Annotated in this window: 13 protein-coding genes; 7 read left to right on the top strand and 6 right to left on the bottom strand. The window is 65.0% G+C overall.

The features are described 5' to 3' along the window. Positions 1–7 precede the first annotated feature (7 nt). The gene (gene acnA, locus ACS5Q0_RS01695) at positions 8–2,713 is read left to right on the top strand and encodes an aconitate hydratase AcnA (protein ID WP_473124858.1); all 2,706 of its coding nucleotides are present in this window, start codon (positions 8–10) and stop codon (positions 2,711–2,713) included. A 182-nt stretch (positions 2,714–2,895) separates the two neighbouring features. Here the strand turns inward: acnA and ACS5Q0_RS01690 are convergent, their stop codons facing one another. After that, a complete protein-coding gene (locus ACS5Q0_RS01690) occupies positions 2,896–5,118 on the bottom strand; it encodes a calcium-binding protein (protein ID WP_473124857.1) in 2,223 nt (740 codons plus the stop codon). A gap of 333 nt (positions 5,119–5,451) precedes the next feature. On the opposite strand from ACS5Q0_RS01690, the gene ACS5Q0_RS01685 reads away from it, so the two are divergent. Together ACS5Q0_RS01685 and ppa are read left to right on the top strand one after the other, a co-directional pair. Then, a complete protein-coding gene (locus ACS5Q0_RS01685) occupies positions 5,452–5,958 on the top strand; it encodes a GNAT family N-acetyltransferase (RefSeq protein WP_473124856.1) in 507 nt (168 codons plus the stop codon). Positions 5,959–6,146: 188 nt separating this feature from the next. After that, positions 6,147–6,677: an inorganic diphosphatase gene (gene ppa / locus ACS5Q0_RS01680; protein ID WP_473124855.1), complete on the top strand. Its 531-nt coding sequence runs from the start codon at positions 6,147–6,149 to the stop codon at positions 6,675–6,677. Between the two features lie 94 nt (positions 6,678–6,771). Here ppa and ACS5Q0_RS01675 read toward each other — a convergent pair whose 3' ends face one another. Beyond that, positions 6,772–9,237 (bottom strand): hypothetical protein, encoded by a 2,466-nt coding sequence (locus ACS5Q0_RS01675; protein ID WP_473124854.1) that lies wholly within the window; start codon positions 9,235–9,237, stop codon positions 6,772–6,774. A 209-nt stretch (positions 9,238–9,446) separates the two neighbouring features. Further along, complete coding sequence (locus tag ACS5Q0_RS01670) at positions 9,447–10,709, bottom strand: ubiquinone biosynthesis hydroxylase (protein WP_473124853.1); 1,263 nt, start codon at positions 10,707–10,709, stop codon at positions 9,447–9,449. A gap of 168 nt (positions 10,710–10,877) precedes the next feature. Between ACS5Q0_RS01670 and tesB the strand changes: the two genes are divergently transcribed. The 3 genes from tesB to ACS5Q0_RS01655 all read left to right on the top strand — a co-directional run bounded on the left by tesB (position 10,878) and on the right by ACS5Q0_RS01655 (position 13,963). Then, entirely contained in the window at positions 10,878–11,738 is an 861-nt protein-coding gene (gene tesB / locus ACS5Q0_RS01665) for an acyl-CoA thioesterase II (protein WP_473124852.1), read from the top strand. Positions 11,739–12,246: 508 nt separating this feature from the next. Beyond that, positions 12,247–12,585 (top strand): P-II family nitrogen regulator, encoded by a 339-nt coding sequence (locus ACS5Q0_RS01660; RefSeq protein ID WP_473124851.1) that lies wholly within the window; start codon positions 12,247–12,249, stop codon positions 12,583–12,585. 37 nt (positions 12,586–12,622) lie between these two features. After that, positions 12,623–13,963 (top strand): ammonium transporter, encoded by a 1,341-nt coding sequence (locus ACS5Q0_RS01655; RefSeq protein ID WP_473124850.1) that lies wholly within the window; start codon positions 12,623–12,625, stop codon positions 13,961–13,963. 190 nt (positions 13,964–14,153) lie between these two features. On the opposite strand, the gene ACS5Q0_RS01650 is transcribed toward ACS5Q0_RS01655, so the two are convergent. From ACS5Q0_RS01650 to ACS5Q0_RS01640, 3 genes are read right to left on the bottom strand one after another with little or no spacing between them, the layout of a single operon-like run. Beyond that, complete coding sequence (locus tag ACS5Q0_RS01650) at positions 14,154–14,750, bottom strand: SCO family protein (RefSeq protein WP_473124849.1); 597 nt, start codon at positions 14,748–14,750, stop codon at positions 14,154–14,156. 12 nt (positions 14,751–14,762) lie between these two features. Then, complete coding sequence (locus ACS5Q0_RS01645; protein ID WP_473124848.1) at positions 14,763–15,710, bottom strand: copper chaperone PCu(A)C domain-containing protein; 948 nt, start codon at positions 15,708–15,710, stop codon at positions 14,763–14,765. Between the two features lie 45 nt (positions 15,711–15,755). Then, on the bottom strand, positions 15,756–16,301 hold the full coding sequence (locus tag ACS5Q0_RS01640; protein WP_473124847.1) for a hypothetical protein: 546 nt from the start codon (positions 16,299–16,301) through the stop codon (positions 15,756–15,758). 18 nt (positions 16,302–16,319) lie between these two features. Between ACS5Q0_RS01640 and ACS5Q0_RS01635 the strand changes: the two genes are divergently transcribed. After that, complete coding sequence (locus ACS5Q0_RS01635) at positions 16,320–18,911, top strand: DNA translocase FtsK (RefSeq protein ID WP_473124846.1); 2,592 nt, start codon at positions 16,320–16,322, stop codon at positions 18,909–18,911. The last annotated feature ends 46 nt before the right edge of the window (positions 18,912–18,957 follow it).

Raw genomic sequence — 18,957 nt, 5'->3', positions numbered from 1 at the left:
ATTCGCCGTGACGCTCACCAACAGCTTCAACGCCCGCCAGACCCTTAAGGTCGGCGACAAGACCTATACCTATTACTCCCTCGCCGAGGCCGAGAAGAACGGTCTCAAAGGAGCCTCGAAGCTGCCCTTCTCCATGAAGGTGCTGCTCGAGAACCTGCTCCGCTACGAGGACGGCCGCACGGTCACCAAGGCCGATATCGAGGCCGTGGCCGCCTGGCTCGACAACAAGGGCAAGGACGAGAAGGAAATCGCCTATCGCCCCGCCCGCGTCCTGATGCAGGACTTCACCGGCGTTCCGGCCGTGGTGGATCTCGCCGCCATGCGCGACGCCATGAAGAACCTCGGCGGCGACCCGCGCAAGATCAACCCGCTGGTGCCCGTCGATCTCGTGATCGACCACTCGGTGATCGTGGACGAGTTCGGCACGCCGAAGGCCTTCGACCGCAACGTCGAGCTGGAATACCAGCGCAACGGCGAGCGCTACCGCTTCCTGAAATGGGGCCAGACCGCGTTCGAGAACTTCTCGGTCGTTCCTCCCGGCACCGGCATCTGCCACCAGGTGAACCTGGAATTCCTCTCCCAGACCGTCTGGACCCGCAAGGACGCGGCTTCGGGCACGGAAGTGGCCTATCCCGACACCCTCGTCGGCACCGATTCGCACACCACCATGGTCAACGGCCTCGCCGTTCTCGGCTGGGGCGTGGGCGGCATCGAGGCCGAGGCCGCCATGCTCGGCCAGCCGATCTCCATGCTGATCCCCGAAGTCATCGGCTTCAAGCTCACCGGCAAGCTGAAGGAAGGCATGACCGCCACCGACCTGGTGCTCACCGTCACCCAGATGCTGCGCAAGAAGGGCGTGGTCGGCAAGTTCGTGGAATTCTACGGCCCCGGCCTCACCGACATGTCCGTGGCCGACCGCGCCACGATCGGCAACATGGCTCCCGAATACGGCGCCACCTGCGGCTTCTTCCCGATCGACCAGAAGACCGTCGACTACCTCAAGACCACCAGCCGCACCGACGAGCGCGTGGCCCTCGTCGAGGCCTATGCCAAGGCGCAAGGCATGTGGCGCACGGCCGACACGCCGGACCCGGTCTTCACCGACTCCCTCGAGCTCGACCTCGGCGACGTGGTTCCCTCGCTCGCGGGCCCCAAGCGTCCGCAGGACCGCGTGACCCTCGACACTTCCAAGACCTCCTTCGCCGACGCCATGGAGAAGGAATTCCGCAAGGCTGGTGAAACGGCCAAGCGCGTGAAGGTGGAGAACGCCAATTTCGATCTCGGCCACGGCGACGTGGTGATCGCGGCGATCACCTCCTGCACCAACACCTCGAACCCCAGCGTGATGATCGGCGCAGGGCTCCTCGCCCGCAACGCGGTGAAGAAGGGCCTCAAGTCCAAGCCATGGGTGAAGACCTCGCTCGCGCCCGGATCGCAGATAGTCGAGGAATACTTCAAGAAGGCCGGCCTCCAGGAGAGCCTGGATGCGCTGGGCTTCAACCTCGTCGGCTTCGGCTGCACGACCTGCATCGGCAATTCGGGCCCGCTGCCCGAGAACGTGTCGAAGGCGATCAACGACAACGACCTCGTGGCCGTGTCGGTGCTCTCCGGCAACCGCAACTTCGAAGGCCGCGTGAACCCGGACGTGCGCGCGAACTATCTCGCTTCGCCTCCGCTCGTGGTGGCCTACGCGCTCGCAGGCTCGATGCTGGTGGACCTGACGAAGGATCCGCTCGGCACGGGTTCGGACGGCCAGCCGGTCTATCTGAAGGACATCTGGCCCTCCTCGGCGGAAGTGCAGGAGTTCATCGACCGCACGATCACCAGCGAGCTGTTCAAGAGCCGCTACTCCGACGTGTTCGCGGGCGACGAGAACTGGAAGAAGGTCACCTTCGAGCCGGGCCTCACCTATGAGTGGCCGGCCGGTTCGACCTATGTGCAGAACCCGCCTTACTTCGAGGGTATGACCAAGGAGCCGCAGCCGGTCACGGACATCGTGAACGCCCGCATCCTCGGCCTCTTCCAGGACTCGATCACCACCGATCACATCTCGCCCGCAGGCAATATCCGCGCCGCTTCGCCGGCCGGTGAATACCTGCAGTCGCATCAGGTGCGCGTCGCCGACTTCAACCAGTACGGTACCCGTCGCGGCAACCACGAGGTCATGATGCGCGGCACCTTCGCCAATATCCGCATCAAGAACCAGATGGTGAAGGACGAGAGCGGGCACGTGGTCGAGGGCGGCTACACCATCCACCAGCCGAGCGGAGAGCGGATGTACATCTACGACGCCGCCATGCGCTACAAGGCCGAGGGCGTTCCGCTGATCGTTCTCGCCGGCAAGGAATACGGCACCGGCTCGTCCCGCGACTGGGCGGCCAAGGGCACGAACCTGCTGGGCGTCCGCGCCGTCGTCGCGGAGAGCTTCGAGCGCATTCACCGCTCGAACCTGGTCGGCATGGGCGTCGCCCCCTTCGTGTTCCAGGGCGAGGATTCCTGGGCGTCTCTGGGCCTGAAGGGCGACGAGACCATCACCATCAAAGGCTTGTCCGGCGACCTGAAGCCGCGTCAGCGCATGGAGATGGAGGTCACCTCCCCCGACGGTTCGGTGAAGCGCATTCCGGTGCTCTGCCGTATCGATACGCTGGAAGAGGTTGAATACTTCCGCAACGGCGGCATCCTCCAATACGTGCTGCGCCAGCTCGCGGCTTAAGGCGAAAGCAAAACACCCGCTCTTCGTTGGAAGAGCAGGGTCAGCCTGGCGAAAGAAGCCTGGGCGATGGATCCATCGCCCAGGCTTTCTGCTGAATGGGGTGCTTCACGCCATGGGAGAGAGGAGTCGCAGCGGAGTTGTGAGCGAAAGCCGCATTGTCGGCTGCGGCTGCTCGCCCCTCCTCAGACGATGATGAACTCCGCGTAGGTGAGCGCGGCCTTGTTGGTGAACTGGGCGATGAGCACCGGGGCGCCCGCGCCCGAACCGTCCGCATCGTAGTAGAGCTTGCCTGTCGAGCGGTCGTAGATCAGGTGATCGTTGGCATCCAGTGCCTTGGGGCCCACGACGAATTTGGAGCTGCTCAGGCGGTCCGCCGCCCCCAGCTTCGCCATGTACCTGTTGTCGAGCTGGATCGTGTCGTAGGTCTTGTTGTAATCGGTGATCTTGTCCACGTTGCCGGTCTTGCTCAGGCGGTCCTTGAACACGAAGATATCCCGGCCCGAGCCGCCCGTGAGGATGTCGTTGGCGTAGCCGCCATCGAGCGTATCGTTGCCGGAGCCTCCGTTGAGCGTGTCGTTCCCCGACCCGCCCGTGATCCTGTCGTTGCCGGAATTTCCAGAAAGCCTGTCTCTGCCGCTGCCGCCAACGAAGGTGTCATTGCCAGCAGTGCCTGAGGTGACTTCGGCTGCGACATTGCCGACTTGAATGACGATGTTCTTGATGACGGTCAGGCCACCTGAATCCTTGGCCTCCACCTGAATGGTATGGGAGCGAAGCTGCTCGTAATCGAGCAACGTGCCTTTGGCGACCAGGATGGACCTGCCGTCGGCGCTGAGCTTGAAGCGGCCTCCTGCATCGTCGAGAAGCGTGTAAGTGAATGTATCGCCCTGATTGATGTCGGTCGTCATGAGATCGCCGACCTTGGTGTCAGTGGCGGCCAGTTCAGCGGCCGTGAACCGATCGAGGGTCACATCTGTCGGCGCTCGGTTGACGTTCACCTCGATGACAGCATTGGTCCGCCGTCCTCCCGCGTCCGCCACGGAGAGGTCGATCGTGCGGATCCCACCTTCGCTTTCACCGCTGCTGGTGTACGTCAGGGCGCGGATGAGCCGTTCGACACGTGCGGTGGTTGCATCCTGGTTGAACGCGATGAACAGGACGGAATCGTCAAAGCCGGTCGAATTGGTTGCGCCGATTTCGACACCGTCGACACTGATGCTGCGCTGGCCGGAATCCGACGGGGGAGACAGCGCGATTCCTGTCGATGTGTCGATCCCAATCAACTCCTGGGCGGTTCCCTGTCGAATGGATACGAACAGGCTCCTCATCAGGCCTTCGTCGGACTCCAGCACCGCGTCCTGGCCGGAATCGAGGAACACCGTATCTCCAACATTGACCGCAACCCGAGCTTCTCCGAAGGCCGTGATTTCCGGTGCCGTGTGGACCGTCGTCACGCCGCCTGCTGTGACTTTGTCGATGCCCTGTCGATGGAGGGCCAATCGCTGCTCGGGCGTCAGCGCGCCGGTGACGAAGATGAGTTCGTCGTTTGCAGCCGCCTCACCATGGATCAGGTTGGCGAGTGCCAGGTCATTGTTGTCGGCCGCATCTTGTAGCGTGATCAGAGCTCCGTCCGTGGAGAATTCGATGCGGACAATGCTTGTGATCGTCTTGCCCCTGAAATCGAAATGGCCTCCCGTCAGTCTCAGCTGGTCGTAGCCACCGCCCCCGTCGAAATGCGTTACGCCAGCCCATTGGCTCGCCCCGATGATGATCGTGTCCGACGCGCTGCTGCCCCGGATCGTCTCGATGCCGGCAAGCTGCGCCATCTGATCCAGGTCGAATTGACCGCCGCCGGTCAGCGCGAGCGTATCGTCACCGATGCCGCCGTCCAAGACATCGCCCCAGCCGATAAGATCTTCGGATACGGTAAAGGTGTCGCTGCCGTCCGTGCCCTGGACGTTGTCGCCGATGGGAAGGTCGACCCAGTCTGCCTGGTCGCCTGTGTCATCCAAACGGAGCCCCAGGGCCCGGTCTTGGGAGAACCCGGTTCCGATGAACAGGTCTTTGCAGGTCAACGCGCGGATGAGGGTCTCCACATGCTCGGGCGTGGCCGCGGCATTGAAGGAAAAGAGGAGCTGGGATGAGATGTTCGCCCCCGCAACCGTTCCGATGTGAAGTCCGCCGACCATGATTCTCGCGCCCGCGACCAGGCCGTCAGGCAGCTCGACACCGCCTTGCTGGACACGCACCCCGAGTTCGACCGTGTTTCCGCGGGCGTAAAATGAGAGGGACTGGAGCGGGTGGTCACCCGGCAGCACCTGCGCGTTTTGATCTCCGTCGATGAGGGCTTCCTGGTTGGGGATTCTTGTGAAGGAGCTCAGGTTCAGGATCTGTGGGCCGGCCATTCCGCACCGCCTTTGTGTGATGAAATATTATATCATGCTACAGAGAGGCATGCTTTCCTTCAAGGGCTCCGGACACCCGCAGTGCGGCCGACACGTCTCCAGACACGGACGACACTCCAGCCCGTTCCCCGGAGCCTCCGACGATCATGGGATTTGATCTGCGCCGCTCCAATCGGGCCCAAGCGTTGCGGCGTTTTGCCCATGCCGCACGGCTCCCGGGTGGCCTAAAGAAGCCCATGCCTTGCCGGAGCGGTTTCTCGCGCCCGTTAACGGCTCATTAACCATAACCCGGCGAAGCTCCTGTCATTGCTTCCAAAGACATTGCCGAAAGCCATGAGCGACCTTCTCGTCAGTATCCGTCACGCCAAGCCCGATGATGCCCCCGCCTTGTCCAGGGTGTTCGACGCCGCCTGGCGCGAGGCCTATCTCGGCATCATTCCCGGGGTGACCCTGGACAAGATGTTCGCCCGCCGGGGCGAGCGCTGGTGGCGCTCCACGGTGACGCGGGGCCGTCCTCTCGTGGTGCTGGATATCGGCCAGGGGATCGCCGGCTATGCATCCTACGGCCGCTGCCGGGACCGCTCGCTTCCGGCGGAGGGCGAGATCGACGAGATCTACCTGCTGCCGGAATACCAGGGGATCGGATTGGGACGTCGCCTGTTCAAGGCCGTTCTCAACGACCTGCGCCACAGCGACATGCCGCGGGTGGCCGTGTGGGCCCTGGCCGAGAACGCCCGCGCCTGCGCGTTCTACGAAAGCCTCGGCGGACGCAGCATCGCCCGCGTCGAGGAACGCATCGGCGGCACACCACTGGCGAAAGTTGCCTATCTCTTTCGCTGAAAACCGATTTTTGGTTCTTGTTGCGGACGCCCAGTCCGGCTAGTGAAGCGCCAAAGCCTTGCAGGGCGGTCCGGCGAGCCATCCGGCTCCGGCCGTTCGAGAAGGCTTCATTTTGCTGCATTGATCGGTGAAACAGCCCTATCTTCACCGAGGTCGATGCCTCAAGCCTTGTTCCGGAGAACAGCTCTATGCGCCTTGACGCGATTCCGACTGGAAAGAACCCGCCTGAGGACGTGAACGTCGTCATCGAAGTGCCGCTCGGCGGCGAGCCCATCAAGTACGAGATGGACAAGGAGTCGGGTGCTCTCTTCGTCGACCGGTTCCTGTATACCGCCATGCGGTATCCCGGGAATTACGGCTTCATCCCCCATACCCTGTCCGGCGACGGCGACCCCTGCGACGTTCTCGTCGCCAACACCCGCGCCATCGCGCCGGGCGCGGTCATGAACGTGCGCCCCGTGGGCGTGCTCGTGATGGAGGATGACGGCGGCCAGGACGAGAAGATCATCGCGGTCCCGTCGAGCAAGCTGACCCAGCGCTACGACCGGGTGCAGAACTATACCGACCTGCCCGAAATCACCCTCAAGCAGATCGAGCACTTCTTCGAGCACTACAAGGATCTCGAGCCCGGCAAATGGGCCAAGATCATCCGCTGGGGCGATGCGGCGGACGCTCGCCGCCTGATCAATGAAGGCATCGAGCGGGCCAAGCAGAAATAAGCCTGCGCCTCGACAGAATCGGCTGGAGGAGCCCTCCGACCGTCGTGGTTGGAAAGCCCGGCTCACACGAGCCGGGCTTTTTGTTTCGGCTTCGTCAGAAGATAATGAAGTCGTTGTAGGTCAGGCTCAGGTTCTTGCCGATGATGGCGAACTGAACCGCTTTTTCCTTGCCGGTTCCATCCGGATCGTAGAACAGGGCGCCGGCCGATTTGTAGTAGATGATCCGATCATACTTGTCCTTCACCTGGTTGCCCACCACGAAGGCGTTGGACGACAGGGTACCCCGCGCGATCTTGGAGAAGATCGCATGCGACAGCCTGATCGTGTCGTCGGAAGGCTTGAAGTCGGCGATGAAATCCATGTTCGAACCCGCCGGAGACGCGTTGAACACGAAGCTGTCCCTGCCGGTGCCGCCGTAAAGGGTATCGTTGCCGGTGCCGCCATAGAGGATGTCGTCGCCGTCGCCGCCATGGAGCGTGTCGTTGCCGGCGCCGCCATAGAGCGTGTCTTTGCCGGTTTCGGTCAACCCAGCGCCGGACGTTCCATCACCGCCGATGACGAAATCATTTCCGGCGCCGCCATCGAGGAGATCGTTGCCTTTGCGGCCGAAGACCTGGTCGTTTCCGCCGAGACCATAGACCCTGTCGTCGCCGTATTCGCCGACGACCTGCTCGCCCGCATTCGTTCCGCTGCGGATGACGGCCGCATCCTCGTATTCGTTGACGATCGTGACCACCACGTCTCTCGTGGCGGTGCCCGTCGTGGCGCCGTCGCTGAGGTTCTTGAGGCCGTCGCTCACCGTCACATGGAGCGTGTAGGTGGCGGTCAGGTGGCCGTTGCTCAGGGTTTCGAAGTTCAGAAGGTCCTTGTTCTTGACGCGAATGGTCTTGCCGTCGTCATCGAGCTTGAAGAGGTCGTTCTCCTGCAGGCTGAAGGTCAGCGCATCGCCGTCGGCATCGATTGCGGAGAGAACGCCGACGACGGCGCCGTTGGCGCTGTTCTCCCGGATGCCGGTGCCCGAAATGCTCACCATGGTCGGAGCCGCGGAATTGGTGAGGGCGTAGATCTCGTCGTCGGTGGTGATGGTGTCATTGCCGAGGAACTTCAGCAGGCGGATGCCCTTGAGGCTGTCCTCGCCACCCGTTCCGCCCTCGACCGTATCGTTGACGGTATAGGACGTCTCTTCCGTGCCGGTCGTCACCGAGACGAGATAATTGTTCCTGGAGCCCGAGAAGACCGCCATGTCGTTGCCGTCTCCACCTTCCAGCGTATCGTTGCCGTCGCCGCCCCAGAGGGTGTCGTTGCCGGCATCGCCGACGAGTTTATCCGTGCCCGCGCCGCCAACGAGGCTGTCATGCCCAAGGCCGCCATTGAGGCTGTCGTTGTCCGCGCCGCCGTCGAGCGTGTCGTTGCCGTCCCCACCTTCGAGCGCGTCGGCGCCGCCATGGCCAGCGAGGCTGTCGTTGCCGGCCCAGCCCCAGATCTTGTTGGCGCCGTCGCTGCCGTCGATGGTGTCCCAGTTGCTGCCGCCGTTGACATTCTCGATGTCCTTCAACGTCTCCCAGCCGGAGCCGAAAGTGTTCTGGGACACACCGTTGAGCCTGAGGTCGACCTTGACCGCGGCCGTTCCGAAGTAATTGGCCGTATCTTCGCCCTCGCCGCCGTCGAGCGTATCGTTCCCAGCGCCTCCTTCGAGCGTGTCGCTCCCGGCGCCGCCCTGAAGCACGTTGTCGGCGCTGTTGCCCTTGATCCAATCGTTGTTGCCGCCGCCGACGATGTTCTCGATATTCGTCAGCGTATTGGGGTCGAAGCCGCCGCCGATGAACTGTTGGCCCGTCTGCGACAGGTCGACGGTGATGCCGCCCGTCGTGCCGCCCGGAGGAGACGAGTAATCGACTGTGTCGCTGCCCGCGCCACCATCGTAGAAATCATTTCCCTTTCCGCCGACGAAGACTTCGGAACCCGCGCCGCCATAGGCCCTGTCGTTGCCGTCGCCGAGCACGATCTTGCCGATGGTCGTGCCGCCGCTGCCATCGTAGATGTCGTCGCCGTTCCCTAAGTCGATCGCGACTCCCTCAGCGCCCGTGGAGCGGATCAGGCCGGCATTGACGACTTTGTCGCCGGCGGCACCGCTCACGATGGCTGCTCCAGAGGTGATGATCGTGCCCGTGTTCAGCACCTCGAGCTTGCCATCGGCATCCATCTTGACGCCGTTGACGCCGGTGATGGTGCTCTGGTTGGTGACGAGGCCGTCCCCGCCGGCGGAGAAATGGATCGCAGCGCCCGCGACGGAGGAGATGAAGCCGCCGCCGTTGAAGATCCGGTTCGGTTTGGTCTCGGAGCCGGTCGCCGCAAAATTGATGCCGTCGTTCTGGCCGAAGATGGTCACCCCGGGAATGACGGTGATGTCCTGGGCCCCGATGGCGTTGATCGCATTGTTGCCTGCGGTGCGATTGCTGATCGTCACGCCGACGAAGGCGGTCCCCAGATCCAGGGTTACGCTCCCGTCGGTGCCGATGGTCGGGAGATTGTTCGGATCAAAATAATAGTTTTCGGCCATGAGTCTCTTCCAAAGAGCAAGGGATCGATAGCCGAATTCGATACGTTATTTCGTCAAAAACGAAAAGGGTCCGCATCGGATATTTACGCCGCCTCTCCGCAGAGGGATTGCGACGAGCCGGAAAAACCGCTCCTGCGCGTTAACAGAGGGTTAAACGACCCTCTCCCCTTGAACGCCCAGCCCGCCTTTGGACGAGCGGCCCTTGCCCTTCAGAGCGCCTCGCCCCTGAGAAGCCGCGGTGCGTCGTCTCGCCTCAGGCCTGCCGCCTCGCGGATGAAGAACCGCTTCAGGCCCGGCATCCGGTCGACCAGGCCGAGGCCGAGATCGCGGATCAGGCGCACCGGCAGCATGTCGTTGGAGAACAGCCGGTTCAGGCCGTCGGTCATGATCCCCATGGCGGTAATGTCCGCCCGCCGGGCGCGCTCGTATTGCATGAGCACGTCGGCGCTGCCCGGATCCATGCCGAGCCGCATCGAATCGGCGATGATTTCCGCCAGGACCGCCACGTCGTGGAGGCCGAGATTGAGGCCCTGACCGGCGATCGGGTGGATGAGATGGGCCGCGTCGCCCAAGAGCGCGAGGCGCTCGCCCACGAAGGAGCGCGCCACGCCGAAAGCCAGGGGATAGGCCTGGGGCTTCGTCTCGAAGGCGATCTTGCCGAGTTGCAGGCCGAAGCGCTTCTCGAGCTCGGCCAGCAGATCCTCCGGATGGGATTCGAGCAGGGCGGGCACGTTCTCGCTGCGCTCGCTCCAGACGATGGAGGAGCGGTGCTGCACGGACCCGTCGGCCCGGACCTCGTCCTTCAGGGGCAGGATCGCGAAGGGGCCCGCGGGAAGGAAATGCTCCACCGCCCTGCCCTCGTGGTCGCGCTCATGCGCGATCGTGGCGACGATGCCGGATTGATTGTAGGGCCAGGAGATCCAGCCGATGCCCGCCTGCTCCCGCAGGCGCGAGCGCGCGCCGTCGGCGGCGACGAGAAGCGCGGCGGAGAGCGTCTCGCCGCCGGTCAGCGCGACGTCGGTATGCCCGCCCTGCGCGGAAAAGCCCTTCACGCCTTCCGGCCTTAAGCTCACGCCGCCGGACCGGCAGGCGTCGACGAGGACCCCCGTCAGGTCGCCCGAGGTGACCATGTGGGCGAAGGGTTCGCCATCCACCGCGCCCTCGAAGGTCAGGAACGTCGGTCGCACCGGGTCCTGCAGGCTGGAATCGGTGATCACCATGTCGAGGATCGGCTGCGCCTTGGCGGCCACTTCCTCCCAGAGCCCCAGCGCCTCGAACATCCTTCGCGCCGCCGCGGCGATCGCGAAGGAGCGCCGATCCCCGTGCGGATCGCGGGCCAGCGCCGGGTCGCACATGACCACGTCGACCCCGTCGGCCAGGGCGCGCTTGAGCGCCAGCGCGAGGGACAGCCCCGCCAGCCCGCCGCCTGCGATGACAATCCGCGACCGCTCCGTGCCCGCTGCTGCTGCCATGGGGTTCTCCTCTGCTTCTCGAAAACGGCCTGTGGGCGCACCGCTTCGCCGTCCGCTGCGTTGACCCTATTCATGTGGGTGTCAGCGATCCATCCGCCAGCGTCAAGCTTGACCTTCGCGCGGCCCTCGCCGATGGATGATGCTTTCCCGTTGGAGGACGACCGATTCATGTCCCGCGCCGTGACAGACCTTCTCTCCATTCTCGACCTCGAACAGCTCGAGGTGAACCTGTTTCGCGGCCAGAGCCCGAAGAGCGGCTGGCAGCGGGTCTTCGGCGGGCAGGTGATCGGCCAATCCCTGGTCGCCGCCACCCGCACGGCGGACGGGCGCCATCCCCATTCCCTCCATTGCTACTTCATGCTGCCGGGCGACCCCAAGGTCCCGATCATCTATGAGGTGGACCGGATCCGTGACGGCAAGAGCTTCACGACCCGCCGCGTGGTGGCCACCCAGCACGGGCAGGCGATCTTCGCCATGTCGGCTTCGTTCCAGGTCGATGAGGGCGGGTTCGGGCACCAGGCCGAGATGCCGAAAGTGCCCGGCCCCGACGAGCTTCCCTCGGAGGAGGAGGTGAAAGGCGGCCTGCTGCTGCAGATGCCCGAACCCATGCGCACCTATTACGAGCGCGAGCGCCCTCTCGAGATCCGCCCCGTGGAGATCAAGCGCTACACCTCGCGAGAGCCGGGCGAGCCGCGCTTCCATGTCTGGATCAAGACCACGGGCCAGCTGCCGGACGATCCCGCCATCCACCAATGCGTTCTCGCCTATGCGTCGGACATGACGCTGCTCGACACGTCGCTCATTCCCCATGGCCGGACGGTGTTCGATCCGACGATCCAGGCGGCGAGCCTCGACCATGCCATGTGGTTCCACCGCCCGTTCCGGGCCGACGAGTGGCTGCTCTACGCGCAGGACACGCCCAACGCCTCGGGCGCGCGCGGCTTCTCCCGCGGCCTGATCTTCAAGCAGGATGGCACCCTCGTGGCCTCGGTCGCCCAGGAAGGCCTCATCCGCGACCGCAGCGCTTGACGGGTGGCCTCGAAACAGAGCGCAGCTTCCCTCCCTTTTGCGGGAAGGGAGCAAGGATGGTGTACGCCAGGTCAAAGGGTGAGTGACTTCGGAAGGCACAACAACCATAATACGACGTCATGGCCGGGCTCGACCCGGCCATCTCCGTTTTCGGAACCACAGCGCCGATAAGACGTGGGGTCCCCGGCACAGGGCCGGGGATGACGTGAGAGCAGTGAGTTAGGCTCCCTCTCACCCGCCTATCCTCGGGGCTCGGGGAGAAGAAGGCTGCCCGCGCCTTTCGAAAGCGCCTCAGGCTCCTGCCCAAGAGTTCATCAATCAGAACGTTTTCTGACCATTTCACGGCTGCCCAGGGAAGAGGCAGGACGGCTGCGCCCTGCCGCGCGGACGCGGCACGAAACTTGGCACGATAATTGCTTAACCCCTTCCGACACCTGCCTTGAGAGGCGGGTTCGTTTCGAAACCATGGCCCGAGACACCGGGCCGGCGTCTCAAAGGGGGCCAACCCATGAAAATCGTGATGGCGGTCATCAAGCCATTCAAGCTGGAGGAGGTGCGCGATGCACTCACCGCCCTCGGCGTGCACGGTCTCACCGTGACGGAAGTGAAGGGATACGGGCGGCAGAAGGGCCACACGGAAATCTATCGCGGCGCGGAATACGCCGTGAGCTTCCTGCCGAAGCTCAAGATCGAGGTGGCCGTGGCGTCCGAGCTGGTCGCCCAGGTGATCGACGCGATCACCGCGGCCGCGCGCACGGGCCAGATCGGCGACGGCAAGATCTTCGTCACGTCGCTCGAGAAAGCGGTCCGCATCCGCACGGGCGAGACCGATGCCGACGCCCTCTGATTCCCATTTTCCAGCCGTTTTCCGGAGTTCTGATCCGATGAAGTTCCGTCATCTCCTTCCGCCCGCACTCGGTGCGCTGGCTCTCGGCCTCGCCGCCGCACCCGCTCTCGCCCAGGGCGCGGCCGCCGCTCCCACCGTCGACAAGGGCGACACGGCCTGGATGCTCGTGTCGACGATCCTCGTGATCCTCATGACGATTCCGGGCCTCGCGCTGTTCTATGGCGGCCTCGTGCGCACCAAGAACATGCTGTCCGTGCTCACGCAGGTCTTCGCGGTGTTCAGCCTCGTGGCCATCCTGTGGGTGACCTACGGCTATTCGCTCGCCTTCACCTCCGGCGGCGAAGGCGCGCTCGGCGCCGTCATCGGCGGCTTCTCCAAGGCCTTCCTGGCCGGCGTGAACGGCGATTCCACCGCCGACACCTTCACCAAGGGCGTGGCGATTCCGGAATTCACCTTCATCGCCTTCCAGCTCACCTTCGCAGCCATCACCCCCGCGCTGATCGTCGGCGCCTTCGCCGAGCGCATCAAGTTCCCGGCCGTCATGCTGTTCACCAGCCTCTGGCTGACCTTCGTCTACCTGCCGATCGCCCACATGGTGTGGTTTTCGGAAGGCTATCTCTTCGGCCTCGGTGCCCTGGACTTCGCCGGCGGCACCGTGGTGCACATCAATTCCGGCGTCGCCGGCCTCGTCGGCGCGCTCCTCGTCGGAAAGCGCATCGGCTATGGCCGCGACCTGATGGCCCCGCACTCGCTCACTCTTACCTTCGTCGGCGCCTGCCTCCTGTGGGTCGGCTGGTTCGGCTTCAACGCCGGCTCCAACCTCGAAGCCACCGGCGGCGCGGCCCTGGCGCTTCTCAACACCATCGTGGCGCCCGCCGCGGCAGGCCTGGCCTGGATGACCGTCGAGGCCATGGGCAAGGGCAAGGCCTCGCTACTCGGCATCGCCTCGGGCGCGGTCGCCGGTCTCGTCGCCATCACGCCGGCCGCCGGTCTCGCGGGCCCCATGGGCTCCATCGTGCTCGGCCTCGTGGCCGGGGCGGTCTGCTACTTCGCCGTGACGGCCGTGAAGAACGCCCTCGGCTATGACGATGCGCTCGACGTCTTCGGCATCCACGGAGTCGGCGGCATCGTCGGCGCCGTCGGCACCGGCATCGTCGCGGCTCCCTCGCTCGGCGGCACAGGCGCAGCCGATTTCAGCATCGGGGGCCAGCTCGTCACTCAGGTCGTCGCAGTCATCATCACCCTGGTGTGGACCGGCATCGGCTCCGTGGTCCTCTTCAAGGTCACGGACATGATCACCGGACTGCGCGTGACGCAGGATGCCGAGCGCGAGGGCCTCGATCTCGCCGATCACGGTGAGCGCGCCTACAATTACTGAGCCGATAACCCGCATCGCCCGGCGGAAACCTGGCCGCTGGGCGATGCGACAACGAAGCCTTCCAGAGGCTCGAAAAGAAAAGCCCCGGTCCTGAAAAGGCCGGGGCTTTTCTCATTGAAGCGAATTGCCTTCACGCTCTCCGCCGTCATCCCCGAATCAAGTCCGGGGATGGTCATGACGAAGACAGGTATTACCCGTTCTTGATCAGCTGCTTCAGCTTGGAGCGTCTGATCTCGGCGCTCTCCTGGAAGTTCGAGGTTCCGTAGAAGTCGCCCTTGCTGTCCATGAGAAGGATCGTGGCCGAGTGATCCATCGTGTAGCCGGTATCGGTGGGCACCTTGCGGTAATAGATCTTGTACGCCTTTGCGACGGCGGCGATCTCCTCCGCGGTTCCGGTGAGGCCGACGATGCGCGGATCGAAAGACGAGAGATAGGTCTTCATCAGCTCCGGCGTATCCTGCTCGGGATCGACCGTGATGAAGGCGACGCGCAGCCGGTCCGCGTCGCTCCCCAGGGATTCCAGATCCTGCGAGAGATCGTAGAGGGTCGTCGGGCACACCTCCGGACAATGGGTGAAGCCGAAAAACACCGCGAAGGGCTTGCCCTTCAGGTCCGCGTCCGTGAACGGCTTGCCCTCGTGCGACGTCAGCCGGAACGGCCCGCCGATGGGCACGCGCGAGGCGTTCTGCTGCTGCGGCTGGAAGATGAACAGAGCGGTGACGAGAAGAACGCAAAGGCCGGTGAGGAACACCGCCAGCGGGATAAGAAGGGAGCGCTTGAGAGCCATCGTTCAGCCTCCTCAGTGCTTGTGCTCGACGGGGGCCGGCGCGTCGCCGCCGAGGCCGCGCACGGCGTATTCGACCTCGACCTTTCCGGCCCTTTCGAACGTGAGCGTGCCCTTCACGGTCTGACCTTCCTTAAGGGGCTCCTTCAGATCCATGAACATGAGATGATAGCCGCCGGGCTTCAGTTCGACCGTGGCGCCCGGCTTGATCTCGAGCCCACCCTGGACCGGCTTCATGCGCATGATGTCGCCGTCCATCGTCATCTCGTGCACCTCGACGCGCGACGCGCCCGGGAAGGTGCCGCCGGTCAGGCGGTCCGCCTCCGGCCCGCTATTGGTGATGCGCACATAGCCGCCGCCCACCTTGGCGCCGCCCGGGGTGGCGCGCGACCAGGGCTGGTCGATGGTGAGCGTTCCGATCTTCTGCGCGACGGGCGAGGCATTTGCGGCCGCCACGATCTTCACGCCCGGCGCGGGCGCGGCGAGACCCTGGGGATCTTCGCCGGCGGCGGGGACCTGCACCCATTCCTGGGTGCCCTTGTCGCATTCCTGCACCACGGGGAAATACACGACCGCGCCCGGTTGGAAGGCATCGGTGAAGCGCGCCTGGAAGACGAACTCGTCATAGAAGGAATCGTCGAGCGAGCCCGACCACACGATATCGGTCACGCCTTCCGAGACGGTCTCGCCGTTCACCTTGTAGGCGCGCACATAGGAGCCCTTGGCGGTCTCCAGCTTCCAGCCTGCCTTCGGCATGGGCTTGACGGCCACGACGCCCTCGGGAATGCGCACGCGCACCTTCAGGGTCGGCTGGCCGTTGCAGCCGTGTGACACACGCAGGACCGCCTTGTAGGTCGCGTTGGGAATGGTCTGGGCCGTCTCGAACGAGACATGGGCGAAGGCGGGCGTGGAAACGGCGAGAAGAACGGCGGCGAGCGCACCGCGTGGGTATAACGACGACATAGGTCGGATTCCTATCGAGAGTTCGGTTGATCGGCGAAGGAGCAATCAGCCGAGGTGCGGCGGCGCGCGCGACCCGACGGGAAGGACGTTCGAGAAGCGATGCGCGGCCGAAGAAACGATCGGGGTGTCCCGGGCAGGCATGACGGGCGGACGGCGCTCGATCGATACGACATCGGGCGCGGGTCCCGCCGGTCCCTTGCCGTGGCAGGTCAACGTGCAGCACAGCCCGTCATGGGCTTTGGCCGGGGCCTGATCGGGCCGGGAGGAGCTGCCCGGAAGGCAGAGCACGCCCTGTGCTCCGGCGAAATCAGCGGCATGGGCGGCCGTGCCGAGGGAGGCGAGCAGGGTCTGCAGCGCGAGCGCATAGGCCATCAGCGCCGTCAGAACGGCGCGCTTCCAGCCGGTGATGGAGGCCCTGCGCATCATGGCCGGGACACTGGTCCGTCCGGCCTGATCCGTCAACAGCGCAAAATGCCCGGAACCCGGAGCCTCCGGTGGAGCGGTGGGCTCCCTTCCCCGCTCTCCCGTCAGGGTTAATGGGCCCTTAACCCGCGCCTCATACATTCCGGGCACGATAGTCTCGATCGACATGGTTTTCAGAGTGGTTTGATGCGCACCGCACGCCGTTCCTCCTCTTCCGCCTATGACGGCCTCTTCAGCGGCTTGCGCGCGTTTCTCGCCCGCCGGACGCAGGAGCTGACGGGTCTTTGCCTGATCGCGGTCGCGGGTGCGATGGCCGTGGCGCTCGCCACCTGGTCGGTGGACGATCCGAGCCTCAACAACGCCACGGACCTGCCCGTGCACAACATGCTGGGATGGCCCGGCGCCATCGTCGCGGACCTGCTGATGCAATTGCTGGGCCTCGGGGCCATCGCGGCCCTGCTTCCCCTCGCGCTCTGGGGCTGGCGGCTCATGAAATCGGGCGAGCTCGGTCGCCTGCAGCTGCGGTTCGCGCTCTGGGTGATCGGCACGGGCGCCGCGACGGCGCTCGCCAGCGCCATGCCCGCCACCGACCGCTGGCCCCTGCCGACGGGACTCGGAGGCGTCGCCGGCGACGCGGTCCTCACGGGCGCCAAGGCCGTCACGGGTCTCTCCAGCGGCTCGGCCAGCGCCGTTCTGGGCTTCCTGTTCGCCGGCATTGCCATCCTGAGCCTCACCGCGGCCTGTGGCCTCAGCCCCAACGAGGAGCGCGCCTACGAGGAACTGGAGGAAGAAGAGGCGTCCCGCCCGGCGAGACGCCGCCAGATCGCCGATCCTGACGAAGCCGAGGACGCCACTCACGACGAGCCGGGCTGGGGCATCGTGTCCCTCGGCGCGCTCGCGCACGGCCTCATGAGCCTTCGCGCGACCGCGCAGCGCTGGCGCGAGGGACGCCGTGCTCCCGAGGAGGACGAGGATCTCGAACCCTCCCCGCAGCCCCGACGGACCGGCCGGACCGGCGGCGGCGTACGCCGCGAGCCGGTGCTCGATTCTCCCCCGGCCCGCCCGTCGCGGACGGTCGCCGCGCCGGCCTACGACGACGAGGACGAGGCCTACGAGGACGAGCCCATGGCGCAGCCGGTGCCCCGCGCCGCGATGCGGCCGGAGCCGGTCTCACCGCGCGTCGGACCCGCGCCCGCCGCGCCGAAGCCCGGCAGGCGCATGGCGCGCGAATCGCAGCCTTCGCTGCTCGACGGCGACAAGTACCAGCTGCCGCAGCTGAATCTCCTCGCCGAGCCGAAGAAATCGGCCGTTCCCCTGATCTCGTCGGAAGCGCTCGAACAGAACGCCAATCTGCTCGAGAGCACGCTGGAGGATTTCGGCGTGCGCGGCGCGATCACCAAGGTCAGCCCCGGCCCCGTCGTGACGCTGTACGAGCTGGAGCCCGCCCCCGGGACGAAGTCGTCGCGCGTGATTTCGCTCGCCGACGACATCGCTCGTTCCATGAGCGCGGTTTCCGCCCGCGTCGCCGTGGTCCAGGGCCGCAACGCGATCGGCATCGAGCTGCCCAACCACAAGCGCGAGACCGTGTACCTGCGCGAGCTTCTCGCCTCGCAGGATTTCGAGACCACCAAGCAGAAGCTCGCCCTGTGCCTCGGCAAGACCATCGGCGGCGAGCCGGTGATCGCCGATCTCGCCCGCATGCCGCACCTGCTGGTCGCCGGCACCACCGGCTCGGGCAAGTCGGTGGCGATCAACACCATGATTCTCTCCCTCGTGTACCGGCTCACCCCCGCCGAGTGCCGCCTGATCATGGTCGATCCCAAGATGCTCGAACTCTCCGTCTATGACGGCATTCCGCACCTGCTCACCCCCGTGGTCACCGACCCCAAGAAGGCGGTGGTGGCGCTCAAATGGGCGGTGCGCGAGATGGAGGACCGCTATCGCAAGATGTCGAAGCTCGGGGTCCGCAACATCGACGGCTTCAACGCCCGCGTGAGCGAAGCCCAGGCCAGGGGCGAGACCATCACGCGGACCGTGCAGACCGGCTTCGACCGCGAGACCGGCGAGGCGATCTACGAAGACGAGGTGATGGATCTCGAACCGTTGCCCTACATCGTGGTGATCGTGGACGAGATGGCCGACCTGATGATGGTGGCGGGCAAGGATATCGAAGGAGCGATCCAGCGTCTGGCCCAGATGGCGCGCGCCGCCGGCATCCACGTGATCCTGGCCACGCAACGCCCCTCCGTGGACGTGATCACCGGCACGATCAAGGCGAACTTCCCGACCCGCATCTCGTTCCAGGTCACCTCCAAGATCGACAGCCGCACGATCCTGGGCGAGATGGGCGCCGAGCAGCTCTTGGGCCAGGGCGACATGCTCTACATGGCCGGCGGCGGGCGCATCACCCGCGTCCACGGCCCCTTCTGCTCCGACGAGGAAGTGGAGCACGTGGTGGCGCATCTGAAGCGCCAGGGCCGCCCGCAATATCTGGAAGCGGTCACCGCCGAGGAGGACGAGGGTTCGGGTTCCGATACGGCGGTCTTCGACCAGGGCGAGTTCGGCTCGCCCAGCGGAGATCTGTACGACCAAGCGGTGGCGGTGGTTCTGCGCGACAAGAAGGCGTCGACGAGCTATATCCAGCGCCGGCTGCAGATCGGCTACAACCGCGCCGCCTCGCTCATGGAGCGCATGGAGCAGGAGGGCATCGTCGGGCCCGCCAATCACGCCGGCAAACGCGAGATCCTGCTTGAAAGTCCTCACGGAGGAGAGGATTAGCGCATAAGCGGAACCTTAACCGCAGCCCCGCGTCATTCCTGGGCGC

The sequence above is a fragment of the Microvirga sp. HS2 genome (assembly GCF_055792805.1).
This window is presented reverse-complemented; position numbering and strand designations above follow the sequence as displayed.

Coding starts and splice junctions, on each gene's coding strand:
- ACS5Q0_RS01635 (WP_473124846.1), top strand. CDS start 16,320: ATGCGCACCGCACGCCGTTCCTCCTCTTCCGCCTATGACGGCCTCTTC.
- ACS5Q0_RS01670 (WP_473124853.1), bottom strand. CDS start 10,709: ATGGCAGCAGCAGCGGGCACGGAGCGGTCGCGGATTGTCATCGCAGGC.
- ACS5Q0_RS01690 (WP_473124857.1), bottom strand. CDS start 5,118: ATGGCCGGCCCACAGATCCTGAACCTGAGCTCCTTCACAAGAATCCCC.
- ACS5Q0_RS01650 (WP_473124849.1), bottom strand. CDS start 14,750: ATGGCTCTCAAGCGCTCCCTTCTTATCCCGCTGGCGGTGTTCCTCACC.
- ACS5Q0_RS01675 (WP_473124854.1), bottom strand. CDS start 9,237: ATGGCCGAAAACTATTATTTTGATCCGAACAATCTCCCGACCATCGGC.
- ACS5Q0_RS01640 (WP_473124847.1), bottom strand. CDS start 16,301: ATGTCGATCGAGACTATCGTGCCCGGAATGTATGAGGCGCGGGTTAAG.
- ACS5Q0_RS01685 (WP_473124856.1), top strand. CDS start 5,452: ATGAGCGACCTTCTCGTCAGTATCCGTCACGCCAAGCCCGATGATGCC.
- ACS5Q0_RS01645 (WP_473124848.1), bottom strand. CDS start 15,710: ATGTCGTCGTTATACCCACGCGGTGCGCTCGCCGCCGTTCTTCTCGCC.
- ppa (WP_473124855.1), top strand. CDS start 6,147: ATGCGCCTTGACGCGATTCCGACTGGAAAGAACCCGCCTGAGGACGTG.
- ACS5Q0_RS01660 (WP_473124851.1), top strand. CDS start 12,247: ATGAAAATCGTGATGGCGGTCATCAAGCCATTCAAGCTGGAGGAGGTG.
- tesB (WP_473124852.1), top strand. CDS start 10,878: ATGTCCCGCGCCGTGACAGACCTTCTCTCCATTCTCGACCTCGAACAG.
- ACS5Q0_RS01655 (WP_473124850.1), top strand. CDS start 12,623: ATGAAGTTCCGTCATCTCCTTCCGCCCGCACTCGGTGCGCTGGCTCTC.